This window comes from Nocardioides bruguierae (assembly GCF_023554635.1).
Lineage (GTDB): Bacteria > Actinomycetota > Actinomycetes > Propionibacteriales > Nocardioidaceae > Nocardioides > Nocardioides bruguierae.
On sequence record NZ_JAMJPH010000033.1, the window covers coordinates 1 to 19,799 of the forward strand.

General features: G+C 75.2%; 24 protein-coding genes. 10 read left to right on the forward strand and 14 right to left on the reverse strand.

Features of this window, described 5'->3' with window-relative positions; genetic code table 11:
- Window positions 1-110: 110 nt before the first annotated feature.
- Window positions 111-1,322: a threonine ammonia-lyase gene (gene ilvA / locus M8316_RS17420; protein ID WP_308196052.1), complete on the reverse strand. Its 1,212-nt coding sequence runs from the start codon at window positions 1,320-1,322 to the stop codon at window positions 111-113.
- Entirely contained in the window at window positions 1,319-2,725 is a 1,407-nt protein-coding gene (locus M8316_RS17425) for an AI-2E family transporter (protein ID WP_250056695.1), read from the reverse strand. The genes ilvA and M8316_RS17425 overlap by 4 nt, the downstream gene beginning before the upstream one ends.
- A 131-nt stretch (window positions 2,726-2,856) precedes the next feature.
- Between M8316_RS17425 and msrA the strand changes: the two genes are divergently transcribed.
- On the forward strand, window positions 2,857-3,504 hold the full coding sequence (gene msrA, locus M8316_RS17430) for a peptide-methionine (S)-S-oxide reductase MsrA (protein WP_250056697.1): 648 nt from the start codon (window positions 2,857-2,859) through the stop codon (window positions 3,502-3,504).
- Window positions 3,501-3,815 (forward strand): hypothetical protein, encoded by a 315-nt coding sequence (locus M8316_RS17435; RefSeq protein WP_250056699.1) that lies wholly within the window; start codon window positions 3,501-3,503, stop codon window positions 3,813-3,815. Before msrA ends, M8316_RS17435 begins: the two co-directional genes overlap by 4 nt.
- Window positions 3,816-3,818: 3 nt before the next feature.
- On the opposite strand, the gene M8316_RS17440 is transcribed toward M8316_RS17435, so the two are convergent.
- Both M8316_RS17440 and M8316_RS17445 read right to left on the reverse strand, forming a co-directional pair.
- Window positions 3,819-4,700, reverse strand: a complete 882-nt coding sequence (locus M8316_RS17440) for a GNAT family N-acetyltransferase (RefSeq protein WP_250056701.1) — start codon at window positions 4,698-4,700, stop codon at window positions 3,819-3,821.
- 72 nt (window positions 4,701-4,772) lie between these two features.
- Window positions 4,773-5,456: an alpha/beta hydrolase gene (locus M8316_RS17445; protein WP_308196053.1), complete on the reverse strand. Its 684-nt coding sequence runs from the start codon at window positions 5,454-5,456 to the stop codon at window positions 4,773-4,775.
- A gap of 300 nt (window positions 5,457-5,756) precedes the next feature.
- On the opposite strand from M8316_RS17445, the gene M8316_RS17450 reads away from it, so the two are divergent.
- Window positions 5,757-6,101: a YciI family protein gene (locus M8316_RS17450; RefSeq protein ID WP_250056704.1), complete on the forward strand. Its 345-nt coding sequence runs from the start codon at window positions 5,757-5,759 to the stop codon at window positions 6,099-6,101.
- Window positions 6,102-6,143: 42 nt separating this feature from the next.
- Here the strand turns inward: M8316_RS17450 and M8316_RS17455 are convergent, their stop codons facing one another.
- Both M8316_RS17455 and M8316_RS21220 read right to left on the reverse strand, forming a co-directional pair.
- Window positions 6,144-6,590 (reverse strand): GNAT family N-acetyltransferase, encoded by a 447-nt coding sequence (locus tag M8316_RS17455; RefSeq protein ID WP_250056714.1) that lies wholly within the window; start codon window positions 6,588-6,590, stop codon window positions 6,144-6,146.
- Window positions 6,591-6,668: 78 nt separating this feature from the next.
- On the reverse strand, window positions 6,669-7,664 hold the full coding sequence (locus M8316_RS21220) for a GNAT family N-acetyltransferase (RefSeq protein WP_250056716.1): 996 nt from the start codon (window positions 7,662-7,664) through the stop codon (window positions 6,669-6,671).
- Between the two features lie 106 nt (window positions 7,665-7,770).
- On the opposite strand from M8316_RS21220, the gene M8316_RS17465 reads away from it, so the two are divergent.
- Genes M8316_RS17465 through M8316_RS17480 form a run of 4 tightly spaced genes read left to right on the forward strand, consistent with a single transcriptional unit; the run spans window position 7,771 to window position 9,955 of the window.
- Complete coding sequence (locus M8316_RS17465) at window positions 7,771-8,439, forward strand: hypothetical protein (RefSeq protein WP_250056718.1); 669 nt, start codon at window positions 7,771-7,773, stop codon at window positions 8,437-8,439.
- 1 nt (window position 8,440) lies between these two features.
- Window positions 8,441-8,809, forward strand: coding sequence for a VOC family protein (locus M8316_RS17470; RefSeq protein WP_250056720.1), 369 nt, complete (start codon window positions 8,441-8,443; stop codon window positions 8,807-8,809).
- Window positions 8,797-9,339 carry a hypothetical protein gene (locus M8316_RS17475; RefSeq protein WP_250056729.1) on the forward strand — a complete coding sequence of 181 codons (543 nt, stop codon included), beginning with the start codon at window positions 8,797-8,799 and terminating at the stop codon, window positions 9,337-9,339. The genes M8316_RS17470 and M8316_RS17475 overlap by 13 nt, the downstream gene beginning before the upstream one ends.
- A 40-nt stretch (window positions 9,340-9,379) precedes the next feature.
- Window positions 9,380-9,955, forward strand: coding sequence for a hypothetical protein (locus M8316_RS17480; RefSeq protein WP_250056732.1), 576 nt, complete (start codon window positions 9,380-9,382; stop codon window positions 9,953-9,955).
- 37 nt (window positions 9,956-9,992) lie between these two features.
- Here M8316_RS17480 and M8316_RS17485 read toward each other — a convergent pair whose 3' ends face one another.
- A complete protein-coding gene (locus tag M8316_RS17485) occupies window positions 9,993-11,756 on the reverse strand; it encodes a chloride channel protein (RefSeq protein WP_250056734.1) in 1,764 nt (587 codons plus the stop codon).
- A gap of 174 nt (window positions 11,757-11,930) precedes the next feature.
- Between M8316_RS17485 and M8316_RS17490 the strand changes: the two genes are divergently transcribed.
- Window positions 11,931-12,455 (forward strand): MarR family winged helix-turn-helix transcriptional regulator, encoded by a 525-nt coding sequence (locus M8316_RS17490; protein WP_250056736.1) that lies wholly within the window; start codon window positions 11,931-11,933, stop codon window positions 12,453-12,455.
- A gap of 84 nt (window positions 12,456-12,539) precedes the next feature.
- A complete protein-coding gene (locus M8316_RS17495) occupies window positions 12,540-13,877 on the forward strand; it encodes an ABC1 kinase family protein (RefSeq protein WP_250056738.1) in 1,338 nt (445 codons plus the stop codon).
- A 44-nt stretch (window positions 13,878-13,921) separates the two neighbouring features.
- Here the strand turns inward: M8316_RS17495 and M8316_RS17500 are convergent, their stop codons facing one another.
- From M8316_RS17500 to M8316_RS17530, 7 genes are all read right to left on the reverse strand, one after another.
- The gene (locus tag M8316_RS17500) at window positions 13,922-14,650 is read right to left on the reverse strand and encodes a hypothetical protein (RefSeq protein ID WP_250056739.1); all 729 of its coding nucleotides are present in this window, start codon (window positions 14,648-14,650) and stop codon (window positions 13,922-13,924) included.
- 32 nt (window positions 14,651-14,682) lie between these two features.
- Entirely contained in the window at window positions 14,683-15,210 is a 528-nt protein-coding gene (locus M8316_RS17505; RefSeq protein WP_250056741.1) for a DinB family protein, read from the reverse strand.
- The gene (locus M8316_RS17510) at window positions 15,207-15,986 is read right to left on the reverse strand and encodes a VOC family protein (protein ID WP_250056742.1); all 780 of its coding nucleotides are present in this window, start codon (window positions 15,984-15,986) and stop codon (window positions 15,207-15,209) included. The genes M8316_RS17505 and M8316_RS17510 overlap by 4 nt, the downstream gene beginning before the upstream one ends.
- Window positions 15,987-15,996: 10 nt before the next feature.
- Window positions 15,997-16,392 (reverse strand): DUF3054 domain-containing protein, encoded by a 396-nt coding sequence (locus tag M8316_RS17515; protein WP_250056743.1) that lies wholly within the window; start codon window positions 16,390-16,392, stop codon window positions 15,997-15,999.
- A 43-nt stretch (window positions 16,393-16,435) separates the two neighbouring features.
- Complete coding sequence (locus M8316_RS17520; protein WP_250056745.1) at window positions 16,436-17,077, reverse strand: IMPACT family protein; 642 nt, start codon at window positions 17,075-17,077, stop codon at window positions 16,436-16,438.
- Window positions 17,078-17,122: 45 nt separating this feature from the next.
- Window positions 17,123-17,821 (reverse strand): response regulator transcription factor, encoded by a 699-nt coding sequence (locus tag M8316_RS17525; RefSeq protein WP_250056747.1) that lies wholly within the window; start codon window positions 17,819-17,821, stop codon window positions 17,123-17,125.
- A gap of 634 nt (window positions 17,822-18,455) precedes the next feature.
- Complete coding sequence (locus tag M8316_RS17530; RefSeq protein ID WP_250056749.1) at window positions 18,456-19,235, reverse strand: TSUP family transporter; 780 nt, start codon at window positions 19,233-19,235, stop codon at window positions 18,456-18,458.
- Between the two features lie 163 nt (window positions 19,236-19,398).
- On the opposite strand from M8316_RS17530, the gene M8316_RS17535 reads away from it, so the two are divergent.
- Window positions 19,399-19,788, forward strand: coding sequence for a helix-turn-helix domain-containing protein (locus M8316_RS17535; protein WP_250056751.1), 390 nt, complete (start codon window positions 19,399-19,401; stop codon window positions 19,786-19,788).
- The last annotated feature ends 11 nt before the right edge of the window (window positions 19,789-19,799 follow it).

A 19,799-nucleotide genomic window follows, 5' to 3' on the forward strand; every position in this document is an offset into this window, starting at 1 on the left:
CGGGGGGGGGGGGCCCGGGCGGCCCCCCCCCCCCCCCCCCCCCCCCCCCCCCCCCCGGCCCCCCCCCCACCGGGCCCCCCCCGCGGCGGGGTCTGGGGGTGGGTGCCGGGTCAGGAGACGACGCGGTAGCCGCACTCGCGCAGGCGGGCCACGAGGGTGGCGGACGACTCCGCGCCCCGGGTCTCCAGCTGGAGCCGCACCTCGACCTCGTCCATCGACAGCGCCGGAGAGGTGCGGGCGTGCCCGACCTCGAGCACGTTGCCGCCGTGGGAGCCGATCTCGGTCAGCAGCGCGGCCAGGCCGCCGGGGCGGTCCGGCAGGGTGACGATGAGGTCGAGGTAGCGACCGGCCGCGGCCATGCCGTGCCGGATCACCTTGCCGAGCAGCAGCGGGTCGATGTTGCCGCCGGAGACGACGGCGACGGCCGGCGTCGGGAAGCGGGACGGGTCGTCGAGCATCGCGGCCACGGCGGCCGCACCGGCCGGCTCGGCGACGAGCTTGGCCCGCTCGACCAGCCCCTGCACAGCCCGGGCCAGGAGGTCCTCGGAGACGGTGACCACGTCGTCCACGTGCTCGCGGACCGCGGCGAGGGTCAGCTCGCCGGGGGCGCCGACGGCGATGCCGTCCGCCATCGTGGCCAGCTGCGTCAGCGGCACCGGACGCCCCTGCGCGAGCGAGGCGGGGAAGGCCGCCGCGTCCTTGGCCTGGACGCCGATCACCCGGACGTCGGGGCGCAAGGTCTTCACCGCGATCGCGACACCGGCCAGGAGGCCGCCTCCTCCGGTGGGCACGACGACGCTGGCGAGCTCGGGCAGCTGCTCGACCAGCTCGAGGCCGACGGTGCCCTGCCCCGCCACGACGTCGACGTGGTCGAAGGGGTGGATGAAGACCGCGCCGGTGGACTCGGCGTGCTCCTGGGCCGCGGCCAGCGCGGTGGTCAGCGAGGAGCCGGCGAAGACGACGTCGGCGCCGTAGGCCCGGGTCGCGCGCTCCTTGGGGATCGGTGCGCCCTCGGGCATGTAGACCGTGGCGCGGATGCCGAGCAGCTGCGCGGCCAGCGCCACGCCCTGCGCGTGGTTGCCGGCCGAGGCCGCGACCACCCCGCGGGCCCGCTCGGCCTCGCTGAGCCGGCTCAGCCGCAGGTAGGCGCCGCGGATCTTGAACGAGCCGGTGCGCTGGAGGTTCTCGGCCTTGATCCGCACCTCGCCGCCGGCCAGGGCGGTGAGCCAGCGGGACTCCTCCAGCGGTGTCGGCACCGCCACGTCGGCCAGCATCGCGCGGGCGGCCTCGATGTCGGCGAGGCCGACCGGCAGGGCGCTCACAGCCGCTCCCCCTCGTCCGATCCCGACGCGGGGGCGGCGTCGGCCGCCACGGGTGGCGCGTCCCCGGGGACGGGCTCGGGCTCGGCCGGGGTGGAGAGCGAGGCCAGGTGCAGGACGACGGCGTTCAGCGCGGCGGCGGCCGGCACCGCGACCAGCGCGCCGGCGATGCCCGCCACGAGCACACCGACCGCGATGGCGACGATCACCGCGAGCGGGTGCACCGAGACCCAGCGGCCCATGAGGAACGGCTGGAGGATGTGGCCCTCCAGCTGCTGGACGACGATGACGCCGACGAGCATCACCAGCGCGGCGACGGCGCCCTGGTCGACGAGCGCCACGAGCACCGCCACGGTGCCGGCGATGGTGGCACCGATCATCGGGATGAAGGCGCCGAGGAAGACCAGCACGCCGATCGCGAAGACGAACGGCAGGCCCATCACCTGGGCCCAGATGCTGATGCCGAGCGCGTCCACGAACGCCACGATCACGGTGGCGCGCACGAACTGGGTCAGCGAGATCCAGGCGACGTGGCCGGAGGAGTCCACCCGGTCGCGGGCGGCCCGGGGGGCGATCCGCACGACCCAGCCCCAGATCCGGGAGCCGTCCGCGAGGAAGAAGTAGGTGGAGAACAGGGCGATGAACAGGCCGGCGAAGACGTGGCTGAGCGTGGTGCCCAGCTCGGTGATGCGCGAGATCAGCTGCGAGGACTGGCCGGGCTCGGCCGTGAACTGCTGCGTGATGTAGAGCTGCGCCTCGTTGATGTAGTCGTCGATCTGGGTGTCGCTGGCCTGGAGCGGCCCGTTCTTGAGCCACTCCCGGATCTGCCCGAGGCCCTGCACCGTGGAGTCGGCGAGGTCGTTGGCGCCGTTGGCGATCTGCTGCCCGACGAACGTGAGGGCGGCGCTGATCAGCGCGAGGCCGACGACGACCGTGACCAGGGCGGCCAGGCCGCGCGGCAGCACGCGGCCCAGGAGGTTGACGACCGGCACCACCAGGGCGCTGAGCAGCAGCGCGACCAGGATCGGCACCACGACCACCGAGAAGTACGCCACCAGGTAGGCGATCAGCCCGCCCGCGGCGACGATGACGAGGAACCGCCAGGCCCAGGCCGCGGCCAGGTCGACCCCGGGCGGGACCTTCGCGGAGACCGGGGTGTCCCCGCCGACGTCCGGCATGGCCAGCTGGCGCTCGCGCTCGAGCCGCAGGGCGCTCCACTGGGCGTTGAGCTGGGCGATCTGGCCCAGCACGCCGCGAGCGCGCTCCTCCTCCGCCTCCCGGGCACCCCGGGCCGCGGCCCGGACGGCCCGCCGGCGGGCCGCCTCCTCGCGGTTGCGGGTGCGCGCGGGCGAGGACTGCTCCTCGTCCGGCTCGGGGGCGCCTGCGCGGGGGTCCTGGTCGTCCACAGGCAGACCCTAGCCGCGGGCACCCCACGAACCCGAGGGGTGAGTCGCGGGTCGGGAAGGATCGCGCCCACGGTCGTGTTGTGCTCCCTGCCAGGCCCCACCGGGGCAGTCGAGGACGACCGGAGGCAGACGTGTTCTTCGCCCGCAAGCAGACCGAGCTCATCGACGAGGGGCAGACCCTCCCGGGCCGCTCCACCGCCCTCCTGGACCCGGCCGCGCGACACCTCGTCCTGGGCACCCCCGTCGTCACGGACGAGGTCCCCGACGGCTTCGAGGTCGCGCTGTTCGGCCTGGGCTGCTTCTGGGGCGCCGAGGAGATCTACTGGCAGGTGCCGGGCGTGTGGTCCACCAGCGTCGGGTACGCCGGCGGCACCACGCCCAACCCCACCTACGAGGAGGTCTGCTCGGGCCTGACCAACCACACCGAGGCGGTGCGGGTGGTCTTCGACCCGAGCACGGTCTCCTACGCCGACCTGGTCAAGCAGTTCTTCGAGGTGCACGACCCCACGCAGGGCATGCGGCAGGGCAACGACGTCGGCACCCAGTACCGCTCGGCGATCTACTACGCCTCGCCCGAGCAGGAGCAGACCGCCGCCGAGCTGACGAAGGTCTACGGCGAGGAGCTCGCCTCCCGCGGCGTCGGCGCCATCACCACCGAGGTCCGCCCGGCCGCCGAGACGCCGTACTTCTACGCCGAGGACGTGCACCAGCAGTACCTGCACAAGAACCCCTACGGCTACCGCTGCCACGCGAACACGGGCGTGCCGTTCCCGGCGTGAGCGGGTCTCGCCCGCGCCCGGTCGTCACGCTCTGCGGCTCCTGGCGATTCGCGGCCGAGATCCAGCGCCTGACCGCCGAGCTGACCCTGGCCGGGCACGTGGTGCTGGCCCCGGTGGCGGTCCCCCGCGAGCCCACCCCGGACGAGCGCGAGCGCCTCGCCGACGTCCACCTGCGCAGGGTGGCGATGGCGGACGAGGTGCTCGTCGTCGACGTGGACGGCTACCTCGGGGAGAGCACCCGCCGCGAGGTCGAGCACGCCCGCGCGTGCGGGGTGCCGGTGCGGTTCCTCTCCGACCAGGCCCCGGCCTGAGGCTCAGCCGCGGAACCACGTGGTGGTGGACGTCGGCACGAAGCCCAGTCCGGTGTAGAGCCCGCCCGCAGCCTGGCTGCTCCACGAGACCTTGGCCCGGGCGAGCCCACGGACCGCGGCCAGCGCCAGGCCGTGCGCGAGCACCGCGCGCGCCAGGCCGCGGCGCTGGTGCGCCTCCTCGACCCGCACCGGCTCGACGAGCGCGACGCCGGTGACCGGGTCCGGCCAGAGCAGCGCGTAGCCGGCGACCGAGCCGTCGGGGGCCAGCGCGACGAGGTCGAGCGCGGGGTCGTACAGCAACGTCGCGGTCAGACCGTCGGCGACGTCCGGGCCGTTGCGCAGCGCGAGGTGGTGCCGACCGCTGAGGTGCTCCCGGCTGCTCAGGCGGTATCCCTCGGCCACGGCAGCGACCGGCAGTTCCGCGACCGGCAGGGCCCCGGCGAGCTCGAGCCAGCCGGTGTCGTCCCCGTGACCCGCGACGAGGCCGAGCCGCGCTGCCTGGGCCCGACCGACCACGTCGTCGTCCGCCACCGGCACCTCCACGGCGCCCTCCCCGGCAGCAGCCCGGGCCTCGGCCAGCGCTCGGTCCCACACGTCCGCCGGGTCAGCAGGGGAGCCCCGGGTCACCACCGGGTCGCACTGCCAGGCGTCGTCCTGCTCGGCCGTGAGCAGCACCCCCGCGACCGGCTCGGCCCCGGAGAACCAGAAGGTGGTCGGGACGTCGTCGGAGGGCCTCGGTCGGCGCGACCACCACTGCGGGTCGGCCGCCTCCCAGACCCCACCGACCGGCTCGGCCACCCGGGCGGCCTGCAGCAGGCGGGTGGCGGCGTCGAGGCGCTCGGAGCCCGACAGGGCCTTCGCGCGCAGGGGTCGGTGCGACGTCATGGCCCCACCCTTGCCCAGGACCCCGATCGACGGCACCGGGTTATCGGCCCACCGGGTCATCGGCGCCGTGGCTCAGCCCTCGGCCCCGAGGAACGCTCGGACAGCCGGCCAGCAGCCCGGGGCGTGCAGGACGTTCGCGTGGTCGGCCTGTGGCAGGTCCACCACCTGGGTGCCCGGCGGCAGCGCAGACAGGAGGGCGTCGGTGCGGGCAGGCCGCACCACGGTGTCCTCTCCTGCGCGCACCACGAGCACGGGTGCGGTGACCCGCGGCGCGAGCGACGCCGAGTCGAAGGTGTCGGCCACCAGTCCGCCCCACCTGCCGGCGTGGTCCCGCGCCACCGCCGCCACGGAGTCGAACGGGGTCACCATGACCAGCGCCGAGAGGGCCCGTCGCGCGGCCACTTGGACGGCGACGCCGCTGCCCAGGCTGCGACCGATGACGACGACCGGGTGCGCGGGGTACCGGCGCGCCGCCTCGTCCACCACCGCGCAGGCGTCCTCCACCAGCGCCCGCTGGGACGGCCTGCCGCTGCTCGCGCCGTAACCGCGATAGGCCATCAGGTGCACCGCGTGCCCGGGCAGCTCCTCGCTCAGGACACCACGTTGCGCGCCCACCTCCTCCGCGTTGCCCCCGAGGTAGACGACGGCAGCCGGCGCATCCGGATGTGTGACCCACCCCCGCAGCACGGCTCCGGGCACCCTCAGCGCCACGTCGGTGACCGAGACCGGGACCCGCGTCTCCCGGCGCGGGAACACCAGGGGACGGGTCAGGGGCGGCCGAGCGCGGGAAGCAACGGCACGTCGCTGACGCTAGTGCGGCCATGCCGGTGCGGCCGGCCGAAACGTCGGTCACGGCCGTGATCGGCGTCGGGGAACAGGAACAACGCGGGCGGACGGCGGCGGGCGGCCGTGTCGGCGCAGGTCAGCGAGGTGCGGGCCGGCCGGTGCGGGCGTTGTTCCGGTCCGGCGACGCGCCGACCCTGGCACCCCACCCTGGCACCCCACCCTGGCGCCCCACCCTGGCGACGAGGCCCCGGACGGGGCAGAGTGCCCGGCATGACCCAGTACCTGATCTTCTTCAACCAGCAGTGGGTCGGCGACCACCCGGCCGAGTGGTTCGCCGAGCGCGGCCCGCTGGCCCGCGCGGCCGTCGAGGAGATGCGCGAGGCCGGCGTGCTCGTCTTCGCCGGCGGCCTGGAGGAGGACCCGGCCGAGGGCTTCAGCGCCGACGCCACCTCCGGCGAGCTGACGTTCAGCCCCGGCCCCTACCGCCAGACGCCCGAGTTCGTGGGCGGGATGACCATCGTCGACGTCCCGGGCGAGGACGAGGCCCGCTACTGGGGCGGCCGGGTGGCCGAGGCGTGCGGCTGGCCGCAGGAGGTGCGGCCGTTCAAGGGCTGACCTCCCCCGCCCCGGCCACCGAGCACCGAGCACCGACGCGGGTCAGGGCAGCCGCAGGTAGACCTCGTCCGCGTCGTGCGCGAAGGGCGTCTCCCAGGCGGTGAACCCGGCCGCGGCGCACAGCGACGCCATCACCGTGTTCTCGGCGCGGTGGCTGGTGGCGACCATCTCGACGGACGGCACCCGCCGGGCCCGGGCCACGACCGCGTCCAACAGCGCCCGCCCGTAGCCCTGCCCGCGCTGCTCGGGCGCGACCATCAGCCGCAGCACGAACCCGACGCCACCGCGCACCTCGAGCACCGCGAACCCGACCGCCGGGGCCGCGGGCACCTCCAGCCCGCACCAGCGCGCGTCCCAGGCCACGAGCGGCTCGAGCGCGGCGTCCTCCGCGCACTGGGCCAGGGAGCGGTCGACGTCGGCGACCAGGTGCGCCTCGTCGTCCGGGCGCCGCACGGCGCGCGCCGCGGCCCGGGTCTCGTCGTCGGTCACGGTCCGCAGGGTCACGCCAGCCACCCGGGCATCACACCACGCCGCGGCGCACCACGGGTGACGGCCGGAGCAGGAGCGTCAGGGCCGCGACCACTCGTGGACGCAGGTCGCGGCCTCGTCGGTGTAGCCCAGCGACCGGTAGAGCCCGAGCGCGCCGGAGGGGTTCGCGGTGTCGACCCCGAGGCCGGCCGAGTCCAGCCCGGCGGCCGCGAACCGGTGCATCGAGTCCACGAGCAGCGCCGTCGCCACGCCCCGGCCGCGGTGGCTGCGCAGCACCCCCAGCTCGTCGGTGTACCCCTGGGACCTGCCCTCGGCGGCCCAGTCCTGCTCGTAGGCGCACGACAGCGCGACCCCGACGATCGCCCCGGTCCCCTCGTCGAGCGCCATCACCGACCACGCCGGGCGGACGACGGAGGAGCCGATCTGGTCGGCCCACACGTCGTCGGTGCGGTCCGCGTGGCCCCAGTGGTCGGCGAAGGCCGTGTCGAGCACGCGGTGGATCTCAGCGCTGCGCGCGAGGTCGAGGTCGACCAGCCGCACCCCCGGCACGTCTCGCGGCGCCGGCAGGTCGGTCAGGGGCCGGGCCATCTCGGTGAAGTACCGCGCCACCTCCAGCCCGTGGCGGGTGGCGAGGTCGCGGACGTCGCCCTGGCCCACCGGCGCGTAGAGGCGGGCGACCAGCGGACCGTGGCCGGGCTCGCGCGTCGCCTCGTCCCAGGCCCGGGCGTGCGCGAGCTGCCAGGCCAGCACCGCCCCGCCGATGCCACGCCGCCGCCACGCGGGGTGCACCGCCCCGCCCAGGTGGACGCGGCGCACCTCCGTGATCGAGCGGTTGCAGCCGGCCCACGCGACGGCCACGAGCGTCCCGTCCTCGCTGCGGCCGGCCCGGACGTCCTCGGCCGGGCGCGAGCGCGGCGAGTCGACGAACTCCTCCAGCATCGGCAGCGACTGCCGCTCGGGGTCCTCGTCGTGGGCGGTCGTGACCTCGTACAGACGGGCCAGGTCGGGGAGGTCGGTGCGCAGGAGGGGTGCCCAGCGCAGGCCGGTGCGGGCGTCGAGATCGAGGTCGTCCACGACGCGCACCCTGCTCGCCGCCGTCCGCCCCGGCAACCCGTTTTCCCGGGCCGCACCGCCGGTCGGGTGGCCCTGCCGAAGGTAAAGACGTGGCAGGGTGCCGGGCATGACGAACGCCGCCGTCCCCTTCACCGAGGTCACGCTGGACCCGACCGTCGACACGGCGCTCGACCGTTCCCCCACCACCCTTCCGGAGGCAGGCGTGGGCACCCGACTCGCCGCCATGGCCGACCGTCCCCTCATCTCCGTGTGGACCCGCACGCTCGCCGGCCTGGGCGTCGCCCTCGTCGGCGCGGGCGCCGCCTGGGGCCTGGCCCTCGTGCTCGGCGGCCTCAACAGCTACGCGTGGGCCGACGACGCCCTCGTGCCGGCGGACGGCAGCGCCCACGAGGTCGCGGTCACCGCCGGCGAGACCACCCGCATGTGGACCACCACGGGCGCCGTGCCGGGCTGCCGCGTGGGCGACGCCGCGTCCGGCGAACGCCTGGCGCTGGCCCCCTCGCAGGCACTGACCCGACCGGCCGGCAGCAGCACCTGGACCTCCGGCGGGCAGTTCGTGCCCACGTCCGGCCTGGTCACCGTGGCCTGCGCCGCCAGCGGGCCCGACGTCGTGGCGATCGGCGCCGGCGGCACGGTCGCCTTCGACCTCGGCGACTCCCGCACCCAGGCGCCCCTGGGCCTGACCATCATCGGGGTCGCCCTGGTCACCATGGCGCTGGTCCTCGTGGCCGCCCAGCACCAGGGCACCGCTCCCGCACCCGGGAAGCGTCGCTGACGTGCCGGCCTTCGCCGCCTACCCGAGCGTGGTCCTGGACTGCCCGGACCCGGGAGGCCTCGCGCGCTTCTACGGCTCGATGCTCGGCTGGACGGTGCGGGTCGACGACGACGGGTCGTGGGCCGAGGCCCGCCCCGAGGACGGCTCGGCCTGCCTGTGCTTCCAGCAGGTCGAGGCCTACGCGGCGCCCTCCTGGCCCGGCCAGGAGCACCCGCAGCAGATGCACCTGGACGTCATGGTGCGCGACCTCGACGACGCCGAGCCGCAGGCCCTGGCCCTGGGGGCGACGCGGGCAGAGCACCAGCCGGGTACGTCCTTCCGGGTCTTCCTCGACCCGGCCGGACACCCGTTCTGCCTGTGCGTCGACTGACGTCGGCCGGGCGCCTCGCCCTGGCCTCGACCGGACTGCTGCTGGTCGGGCTGGTGTGGGGCACGGTCGCGGTGGTCCGCGGCCTGCTCGGCGACTGGGACTTCGCCGACGACGCCCTGGTGCCGGTCGACTCCGAGCCGCACGTGGTCTCCGTGGCGACCGACCGGCCGACCTACGTCTGGATCTCCGAGACCACGGCGCGACGCTGCACGGTCGCCGAGGACGACGGCACCGACCTCGCGCTCGCCGAGGCCGACCTGCCCCACCACCTGCCGTCCGGCCTCCTCGGGCCGGGCTGGATCGCCACCGACTCCTTCACCGCCTCCTCGAGCCCGGTCACGGTGACCTGCTTCAACCGGACCCCCAGCGACCTGCGCGTCGCGATCGCGGCCGACCCGGGCACGCCGGCGCTCGCCCTCGTCCGCCGGCAGGTGGTGCCCCTCCTCCTGGTCGGGGTGGGTCTGGTCGGGCTCGTCGCGTCCGCGGTGCTGCGGCTCCGGGCGCGACGCGACGGGCCGAGCACCGCCTGAAGCGCCGCAGGCCGGGCCCGAGGCCTTTACCATCCGTGTCATGACCGACACGACGCTACGAGCGGGGGCGACCTCGGAACCGGTCCGGTTGCTCGCGCTGGGCGCCACCGCCCTGCTCGTGCTCGCCGCCGCCTGGGCGTGGCTGGGGCTGGTGATGACCTCCGCCGACGGCTGGACCTTCGCCGACGACGCGGTGGTCGCGGTCGACGGGCGCCGGCACACGGTCGCCACGGCGACCGACGCCCCGACCTACGTGTGGACGCTGGGCACCGCCCTGCCGGGCTGCACGGTGCTCGACGCCCGCGGCGAGAAGGTGCCGGTGACCCGGACGGCGGACGGGCCCCGACTGCCGGGCGGGTCGGTGGGCGACTGGGTCGCCCGGGCGTCCTTCGACTCCCCCACCGCCACGGCGCGCGTCTCCTGCGAGGCAGGCGGCCGCTGGAGCGTCGCGGTGGCGGGCGCCCCGGCGTTCCCCACGGCCCAGATGCTCACCGACAGGCCGCTCCCGCTCGTCCTCGGCGGCGTCGGCCTCCTCGGCCTGCTCGTGGCCGCGGCGCTGGGCCTGCCGGCGCGGCGCGCCGCCCGGCGCGCGACGGCCGCCGGCTCGCCCTGGTGAGCAGGGCGCGTGTGAGCGGCCCGGAGACCTGGGGCGGTCAGCGCATCCCGGAGAGCGCTGCCGGGTAGGTCAGCCAGCCGACCACCCGGTCCTCCTCGGCGCCGTCGGCCGCCCCGTGCACCGGCACGGCCGGGGCCCGGGCCGCCTCCAGCGCCGCGAGCGCGTCGGCCAGCGAGTCGTCGGTGCGCAGCCGGTCGGGGTGCTGCTCCACGAGCGAGACGGGGTCGTCGTCACTGGCCCCGTCGGCGAGGTGGTGGGCGATGGTCGCCGCCGTGACGGTGCCGACGTACTCGCCGTCGGCGTCCACCAGCGGCAGCACCCCGCCCGAGCGAGCGAGCACCTCCACCGCGTCCGCCATGCGGGTGCCGGCGGGCAGCGGCTCGGGCACCTCCAGCATGACGTCGCGGACCCGACGCCGCACGGCGATGGTCTCGGGGTTGCGCAGCAGGTCCACGCCGCGGCGGGCCAGCTTGAGGGTGTAGATCGTCTCCTTGGTCAGCCGGTGCGAGAGCCCCGTCGCCAGCACGATGGCCACCATCAGCGGCAGGATCAGCGCGTAGTCGCCGGTCAGCTCGAAGAGGATCACCACACCGGTGATGGGTGCCCTGGTCGCGCCGGCGAACGCGGCACCCATGCCGATGACGGCGTAGGCCCCCGCGGACGAGGTGCTGCCGTCGGTGAGCAGCGAGGCGGCCTGTCCGAACGCGGCGCCGAACATCGCGCCGACGAAGAGGCTGGGGGCGAACACGCCGCCCGAGCCGCCGATGCCGATCGTGAGGCTGGTGGCGATCATCTTGCCGACGAGCAGCACCAGCAGGAACCCGATGGCGTACTGCCCGCCCACCGCGTCGTCGAGCACGGGGTAGCCGACGCCGTACATCTGGGGCAGGACGAGGAGCACCAGGCCGAGCAGCAGGCCACCGGCCGCGGGCCGCAGCCACTCCGGGCCGCGCCAGACCCAGTCGCACAGGTCCTCCACGGCGTAGAGCACCTTGGAGAACCCGACGCCGAGCGCGCCGCCGAGCAGCCCGAGCACGGCGAACAGCGCGAACTCCCACACGTGCCCGACCTCGATTCCTGGCAGCGAGAGGAACGCCTCGTCGCCGATGGCCGCGCGGCTGATCACCGACGCGGTGACGCTGGAGACCACGACCATGCCGAACGCCTGGGCGGCGAAGTCGGCCAGGATCAGCTCCATCGCGAAGAACACGCCCGCGAGCGGGGTGTTGAACGTGGCCGCGATGCCGCCGCCGGCGCCGCAGGCCACGAGGACGCGCAGGCGCGACTCGTCCATCCGCAGCCACTGGCCCAGCGTCGAGCCCCAGGCGGAGCCGATCTGCACGATCGGCCCCTCCCGGCCGACCGAGCCGCCACCACCGATGGTGAGCGCGGAGGCGAACGCCTTGACCGCGGGCACCTGCGGGCGGATGCGTCCGCCGTTGCGGGCCACCGCGTACATCACCTCGGGCACGCCGTGCCCGCGCGCCTCGGGGGCGAACCGGCGCACGACGGGCCCGTAGACCAGGCCGGCCACCACGGGCGTGAGGACGACGAAGAACGGCCCGAGCCACGGCACCCAGGGGTTCGCCTCGCCGGCGTGCGCGGCGTAGTCGTCGAAGCCGGAGAGCAGGTAGGTGAACGTCGAGATCAGCCACCGGAAGACCAGCGCCAGCAGCGCCGCACCGACGCCCACGAGGAGGGCCAGGACGAGCAGGCCGCCGTCCGAGGTCCGCAGCCACGCCGCCGCCCGCGAGCCCGCGCCGCGCTGCGGCGAGGACGACAGGGAGCGCGGGTGGGACACGCTCGAGGCGGGCGGGGTGACAGCGTCCGAACCTGATTGCACGGTGCAATGATTGCAGACACGAACCCGATCCTCCGAACCCTCACCACCACGTGGACGAGGCCACCACCGCGACCTCGACGGCGGACCTCCCGCGCCGCGGCCGGGCCGAGCCCGGGCGCTACCGTGGCGGGCGTGACTGACGCAGCGAACCCGGCGGAGCCGACGGACCCGACCGACCTGGGGACCGCGGCCGACGAGACCGAGATCGACGCGCTCGTGGGCCGCCTCCTGACCGCCTCCCGCGCCCTCGTGGGGGTCTCCGCGCGCTCGCTGGCCGACGTCGAGGACACCGTCACCCTGAGCCAGTTCCGCACCCTGGTCGTGCTCGACTCCCACGGCGCCACCCGCCTCGCGCAGCTCGCGGAGCGGCTGGGCGTGGGCCCCTCGACGGCCCTGCGCGCCGTCGACCGCCTCATCGCCCAGGGCCACGCCGAGCGCCGCGGCAGCGAGGTCGACCGCCGCGAGGTCGTCATCGAGGCCAGCACCCAGGGCCGCGACCTGGTCGCCGAGGTCACCCGGCGTCGGCGGGCCGCGATCGAGAAGGTCGTCCTGGGCATGCCGCCGGAGCACCGCGAGGCCCTGGTGGAGGCGCTCGCGGCGTTCGCCGACGCGGCGGACGAACCCCCGGTGGACAGCGCCACGCTGCTGGGCTGGTGACGCTCGACGTGACCGGACGGCGCACCGCCGGTGGGCGCCGGCGGGAGGAGCAACGCGTGTGGACCCGTCGGCCATGATGGACCCATGACCGACCTGCCCCGCAAGGCGGCGGCGCGCACCGCGCGCCTCGCCGCGCTCCCCCTGGGCTACGCCGGCCGCTCCGCGCTCGGGCTCGGCAAGCGGCTGGGCGGCAAGCCCGCCGAGGAGGTGCTCAGCGAGGTGCAGCAGCGCACCGCCGAGCAGCTCTTCCGCACCCTGGGCGAGCTCAAGGGCGGGGCGATGAAGTTCGGTCAGGCGCTCTCCGTGCTCGAGGCGGCCCTGCCGGAGCAGCTGGTGGGTCCCTACCGGGCCGAGCTGGCCAAGCTGCAGGACGCCGCTCCCCCCATGCCCACGGCCACCGTGCGGCAGGTGCTCGCGGCCGAGCTCGGCGAGGACTGGGCGGCCCGCCTCGTCCACCTGGACGGCGGCCCGAGCGCCGCGGCGTCCATCGGGCAGGTGCACAAGGGACGCTGGCACGACGGCCGCGAGGTGGCGGTGAAGGTCCAGTACCCCGGCGCGGGCGACGCGCTCATGAGCGACCTCAAGCAGCTGAGCCGCCTGGGTCGCACCATGGCGCCGCTGCTCCAGGGCATGGACGTGAAGCCGCTGGTGGAGGAGCTCCAGGCCCGTGCGGTGGAGGAGCTGGACTACACGCTCGAGGCGCAGGCACAGCGCGCCTTCGCGGCCGCGTTCGCCGACGACCCCGACATCGTGGTGCCCGACGTCGTCGAGGCGGGCCCCACGGTGCTGGTGACCGAGTGGCTCGACAGCGTCTCCAGCCTCGGCGCGGTGATCGCCGACGGCAGCCGCACCCAGCGCGACCACTACGGCGAGCTGTTCAGCCGGTTCCTGTTCGCCAGCCCCGCGATCACCGGGATGCTGCACGCCGACCCGCACCCCGGCAACTTCCGCGTCGTGCCGGGGCCCGACGGCGACACCGAGCGGGGGCGCCTCGGCGTCCTGGACTTCGGGGCGGTGGCCCGGCTGGACGGCGGGTTCCCGCCCGCCATGGGCCGCCTGCTGGCGATCGCCGCCACCCGGGGCCCCGACGACCTCGTCGAGGGGCTGCGCGCCGAGGGCTTCATCAAGGACAAGGTCACCGTCGACCCCACGCTGGTGGCCGACTACCTGATGCCGTTCGTGGCCCCCACGGTGCCGGAGCGGTTCCGCTTCTCCCGGGAGTGGATGCGCGAGGTGTTCGCGAAGATCAACGACCCCCGCGACCCCGCCTACACGGTCGGCCTCAAGCTCAACCTGCCGCCGGACTACCTGCTCATCCACCGCACCTGGCTGGGCGGGCTGGGCATCCTGTGCCAGCTCGAGGCCGAGGCGCCGTTCCGGGCGATCCTCACCGAGCACCTGCCCGGCTTCGACCTCGACTGACCTCGGCTGACCTCTGTCGGCCCGACCTGCGCGGCGGGGCGGGCTCAGGCCCCCAGCGGCTCGTCGCTCTGGCTGGGCGTCACCGGCGAGAGCGGGTCGGTCGCGCTGCCCGTGAGCCGGTCGGCGACGAACGAGACGACCGCCTCCGCGCGAGGGCCGCGCAGCAGCCGCAGGCCCGTGGCGCGCCCGGGCACCGCGTAGACCTGCACCTCGCCGCTGGCCGCGGCCGCCATCCCGATGCCGTCGGCGACGTCGGCGGCCGCGGAGTCCTCGCCCACCACCAGGGTCGTGGGCAGGGCGCCGGCCCCGCTCACCGCGGACGTCGGGGAGAGCACCGCCAGCCCCGCGACGAGGTCGGGGTCCTCGACGCCGAGGCCGAGCACGGCGTCGCCCTGCTCCCCCGTGCCGACCAGGGAGAGCGCGCCGTCGGCGTCCTCCTCGGCCAGGTCGGTGGCGACGGCGGAGAGCTCGGCGGCGGCCACGTCACCGGTCAGGGCGAGCACCCGTTGGCCGTCGGCGGCGAGCACCTCCGCCAGGGGCGCCCAGGCGGAGGCATCCCGCCCACCCACGAGCAGGACGACGGCGTCGCCCGCGCCCCACTGGGTCAGCTCCGCCCCCGCCAGCTCGACGGCGCCGGTGGCGCTGGGGTCGATCGTGGGGGTCGGTGCGGCGGCGCCGGGGTCGTCGTCGGCGGCGGAGCAGCCGGCGAGCAGGAGCACCGCGCACAGGGACGGGGCCAGCAGCAGGGCGGGCAGGGAGCGGAGACGAGCCACGGGGCGCCACCGTACGGGGCGGCGCCAACGGCTCAGAGGTCGGTGGCCCCGTCGATCGCCTGGCGCAGGAGGTCGGCGTGCCCGCAGTGCCGGGCGTACTCCTCGATCATGTGCACCACGATCCAGCGCAGCGAGACCGGCCGGCCGCGCCGCTCGACGACCGAGAGCCGCTCGAGGTCGGGGGCGTCGGCCGCCTCCGAGCTCCAGATGCGGTCCGAGGCGGCGATCGCGGTGGTCAGCAGCCCGTCGAGGGTGGCGAGGTCGGCGCCGTCGGCCAGCGCCATCTCCGCGTCGGGGTCGGAGTCCCAGTCCAGCGAGGCCCACGGCTCGACGTCGCCGCCGCCGAGGAGCACCTGGGAGAACCAGTAGTCCTCGACGAACGCCATGTGCGCGAGCAGCCGGCCGAGCGTGAGGGTGGTCGGGGCGAGCGGGGTCGCCAGCTGCTCGGGGGTCAGACCGTCGGCCTGCCGCCGCAGCGTCTGGCGGTAGTGGGACAGGAAGCCCCACAGGGTGGCGTCCTCGTCGGCGGCGACGGGCACGTCCGAGCGCGGGATGCTCATGCCGGGGACGGTAGCGGCGCGCGGTCGGTCACGCAGTAGGCCAGGCCGTCGGGTGCCGCGAGCACCGTCCACCAGGGATGCTCGGCGAGCACCCGCGCGCCCAGCGCCACGTGCCGCGCGACCTCGGCGGGCCGGTCGTCGGTCGCCAGGTCCGGGTGGGCCGTGGCGGACGCGCCCGGCGCCGCCTCGTCCAGGCGCTGGAGCAGGAGCCGGACCGGCTGACCCTCGGGACGCACCAGCGAGGTGAAGCACGGCAGGGTCGTCGAGGCGCGCGTCTCCCAGCCGGTCAGGGCTGCCCAGAAGGCGACCTCCGCGTCGTAGGCGTCGGGCGGGACGTCGAGGCAGGCCTGGTCGACCTGGGACCGGTGCCGACGGCCCTCCGACGAGATCCAGGTGGTCGCCGCGCTGCGCCGGGAGGCGGGATGGTGGACGAAGCAGAGGGTGAGCCCGCCGGGCGAGCGGAGCACCACGTAGCCGTGCTCGCTGCGGTGCACCACCGCGGCCCCCAGGTCGACCGCCGTGGCCGCAGCGGACCCGGCGTCGGTCACGTGCAGGTCGAGGTGGAGCCGGGTCGGGCCGGGGTCGTCCGCCCCTCGCCGCTGGACCCGGAGGTGGTCGTCGCCGCCGGCGGGCACGAGCGTGCGGAACTCGCTCGCCGCGCCGCGCGGCGGCGAGAGCGTCGTGCCGCTGACGGCGGCCCAGAAGGCGGGCAGCGTCTCCCAGGACGCCGGTGCGACGTCGAGGAAGACCGAGACCCAGGAGGGGGCGACGCTCACGGCCTCGTCCTCAGCTCCGGGCCCCGGACTTCTCCGAGGCCTCCTGGGCGGCCGTGCGTCGCTCCACGAAGGCGATGCTGGCGCGCCACCCGAGCAGGGTGACCGTGAGGAAGATCAGCGAGACCACCAGGAACCCGGGCGCCAGCCCGCGGCCCTGGACGAAGCGCAGGCTCATGCCGAGCAGGTAGGTGACGGCCAGGACGGTGACGCCGCTGGGCCACACGGGCGCGGGGCTCCAGCGTCGCAGCGCCACCAGCGCGTGACCCGCGGCCAGGGCCACGACGAACGGCCAGGCGATGACGAGGACGAGCGCGAGGGCCGAGCCGGACTCGTGCGACTCCCGCCCGGCAGCGGCGAAGAAGAGGACGAAGACGAGGTCGACGAGGATCACGAGCCAGCGGTTCACGGTGCCTACTCTCCCCCATCGGCCACGCCCTCGGCGACGCGGCTCAGGCGTCGACCCAGCGATCCTCCCCACGGACCGGGGTGACGCTGCCACTGGTCAGCTCGGCGACCGTCGCCTCGAGCCGGTCGAGACCGGCGGGGTCGACGCCGAGGGTGAGCGTGACGGCCGCTCCGTAGGCGGCGTCGAGGACGTCCACGCCCCGGGCGCGCAGGTCGCCCTCCACCCGACCGGCGTCGGCGTGCGAGACCTCGAGGAGGAGCTCGGTGCGCAGCCGGCGCTCGCGGGTGCCAGCGGCCTCCAGCCCGGCACGCACGGCGTCGGAGTAGGCGCGGACGAGGCCGCCCGCACCGAGCAGGGTGCCGCCGAACCAGCGGGTCACCACGGCCACCGCGTCGCTCAGCGGCAGGTCGCCGCCGGCGCCGCGCAGCACCTCGAGCATCGGCGCCCCGGCGGTGCCGGCCGGCTCCCCGTCGTCGGAGGAGCGCTCGACCGGCACGGGCGGCGGCCCGAGCACGAAGGCGGAGCAGTGGTGCCGCGCGTCCCAGTGCTGCTTGCGCAGCCGCTCGACGAGGGCACGCGCCTGTGCCTCGTCCTCGACCCGGGCGAGGGTGCACCGGAAGACCGAGCGCTTGACCTCGATCTCGGCCTCGGCGTCGCGCCGCGGCACCCGGTAGGCGGTCTGCACGCGCAGCACCCTACGAGCCCACGAGCAGGTCGCAGGGCGCGGGGATCAGGCTCCCTTGCGCTGGTCGGTCTCGCCGGCTCCCCAGCCGACGCGGTGCGCGGCACCGACGGCGGCCAGCTGCGAGGAGACCTCGAGCTTGGCGAGGACGGACTTGACCTGCGTGCGGACGGTGGCGGGCGAGAGCATCTCGACGGCGGCGATCTCGGCGACGGCGCGGCCGGCCATGAGGTGGCCGAGCACGACCCGCTCGCGCGGGGTCAGCTTCTCGAGGCGGTCGAGCGTGTCGCCCTCGTCGGCGGCCCGGTCGCTCCAGCGGGCCACGAGGGCCTCGCGGGTCTCCTTGGTCATCACCGGGAAGCCGGTGAGGACGCGGCGGACCACACCCATGATCTCGGCGAGCGAGGAGGACTTCGGCAGCACCGTGCGGGCACCGGCGGCCAGGCAGCGGCCCCAGCGGGCCTCGTCGGCCGAGCCGGTGACCACCACGACGTGGATGCCGGCGGCGCTGAGGGGCCCGATCAGGGCGGTCGAGTCGCCGAGGCCGGCGAGGTCGAGGTCGAGCAGCACCAGCTGCGGGGAGACCTTCTTCAGCCGCTCGAGCAGCGTGCCCAGGTAGGTGACCTCCTGGGGCAGCACCCGGACCACGTCGTGGCCACGCAGGGAGAGAGCGAGCTCGAGGGACTCGGCGAAGAGCTGGTGGTCCTCCACCAGCGCCACCCGTCCACCGTCACCGGGTCCGGCCATCGCGGAACACCTCCATCGCGGTCACAGGGGCGAGGTGGAGCGAGGCCTCGGGAGAAGGCTCCAGGAGCCGTGCCACACCGGCACGATCCAGTCGGTGAGTCGGCAGGCCGGCGGTCGGGTTGAGGAACCCCGGGCGGATCGAGCCGGCAACGCTGGTCACACGACCACGAGTCACGGTCGACATGTGTGCTCCTTCCGGTCGAGCGGGTGCCCGACCTGGGTCCCCGGTGGGCGAGGTGCTCACCGGCTGGAGGCTCTCCGTCGCTGCCCGAGTACACGCTCGTCAGAAGGCCGTGACCTCATGTTGCGACGCTCGTTGTCGACGTTTCAACCCGCGGAGAGGCTGCTGGGAGGACACGTGCTGCAAAGCCCACCCATGTCATTCACGAATATCGGACAGTGTGCCCGGATCGCTGTTGCCGTCCCGTGAACATGGCTTTACCGAGGACGGGTGACTTACCCCATCTGGGGTAGGTCCTGGACGGACCACTCGCAGCACGCCTGCTCACTGTTGCCGAACTGTGGATCTCAGTGCACAACACTTGTCGGAGACAGAAAGAAAAGATTCTGACAATTTTTTAACCTTCTTTCAGCCTGTCACGCCGCACCCGACACCCGACCGGTCTGGTACTGGCTACCAGAGGCCGATCTGCTCGCCACCGATGCGCACCACGAAGGCCGCCACGACGAGCACGAAGAAGACCCGCACGAAGCCGGAGCCACGGGCGATCGCCGTCCGGGCGCCGAGGTAGCCGCCCAGCAGGTTCGCGGCGCCCATGAGCAGGCCCACCTTCCACAGCACCGCTCCCTGGGGCACGAAGACCACCAGCGCCGCCAGGTTGGTGGCCCAGTTGGCCATGCGGGCCTTGGCCGAGGCCTCGAGGAAGGCGTAGCCGAGGAGCCCCACGAGGGCGAAGACGAAGAACGAGCCGGTGCCGGGGCCGAGCGCGCCGTCGTAGAACCCCACGACCAGCCCCGTGCCGACGACCGCGGCCACGTGCCGCCACCCCGCGAAGCGCAACGCGGTCTCCGCCCCCAGCGAGGGCTTGAGCAGCACGTAGGCCCCCACCAGGACGAGCGCCACCAGGACGACGGGCTCGAACACGCTCGCCGGCAGGTGGCTGGCGACCAGCGCACCGAGGATCGAGCCGACGAACGCGAGCGCCATGAGCGGCAGCGCCGCCCGCAGGTCGGGCCGGACGCGGCGGTAGTAGGTCGCCGAGGAGACCGTGGTGCCGCAGATCGAGCCGAGCTTGTTGGTCGCCAGGACCTGCACCGGGGATGCCCCCGGCAGGCCGACGAGCAGTGCCGGCAGCTGGATGAGCCCTCCGCCGCCCACCACCGCGTCGACGAAGCCCGCGGTCAGCCCGGCGAGCGCGAGCAGGATCAGGGTGGTCAGCGACGGGTCCGGCACTCGCGCCAGCCTAGGTCCGGTGCCGGTCGGCGACCGCACCGGGCACTGCTCCCGTCGCTCCCCCGTTGCCCGATCCCGGGTCTGGGGCCGTGTCGGGTCCCTGCCGTTCTGCTCTGCGCGGAACGGCGCCGCCCAGGCGTCCGCCCGTGCCTAGCCTCGGGTCATGGGAGACCTCCTGCGCCTGAGCGCCCCCGCGGCCACGCCGTCCACGCCCACCTCGTCCGCACCCGCGCCCCTGGCCCCGGCGTCCGGCCCGCACGCGCCCGCCGCGCGCGAGCCCCTGTTCCGGGAGGCCAGTGGCCGCGTGCTGCGCCGGCACCGGCAGGAGCGCGGCGAGCGCCTGGCCGAGACGGCGGCCCGCGCCGGCGTCTCGCTGCCCTACCTCTCCGAGGTCGAGCGGGGCGTGAAGGAGCCGTCCTCGGAGGTGCTCTCCGCGGTGGCCGGCGCCCTCGGTCTCACGCTGCTCGACCTCACCACCGAGGTCGCGCGCGACCTGCGTGCCGCCCAGCAGGCCGCAACCCGGCCGCGCGGCACGCTGGCGCTGGCCGCCTGACGCGTCCACGC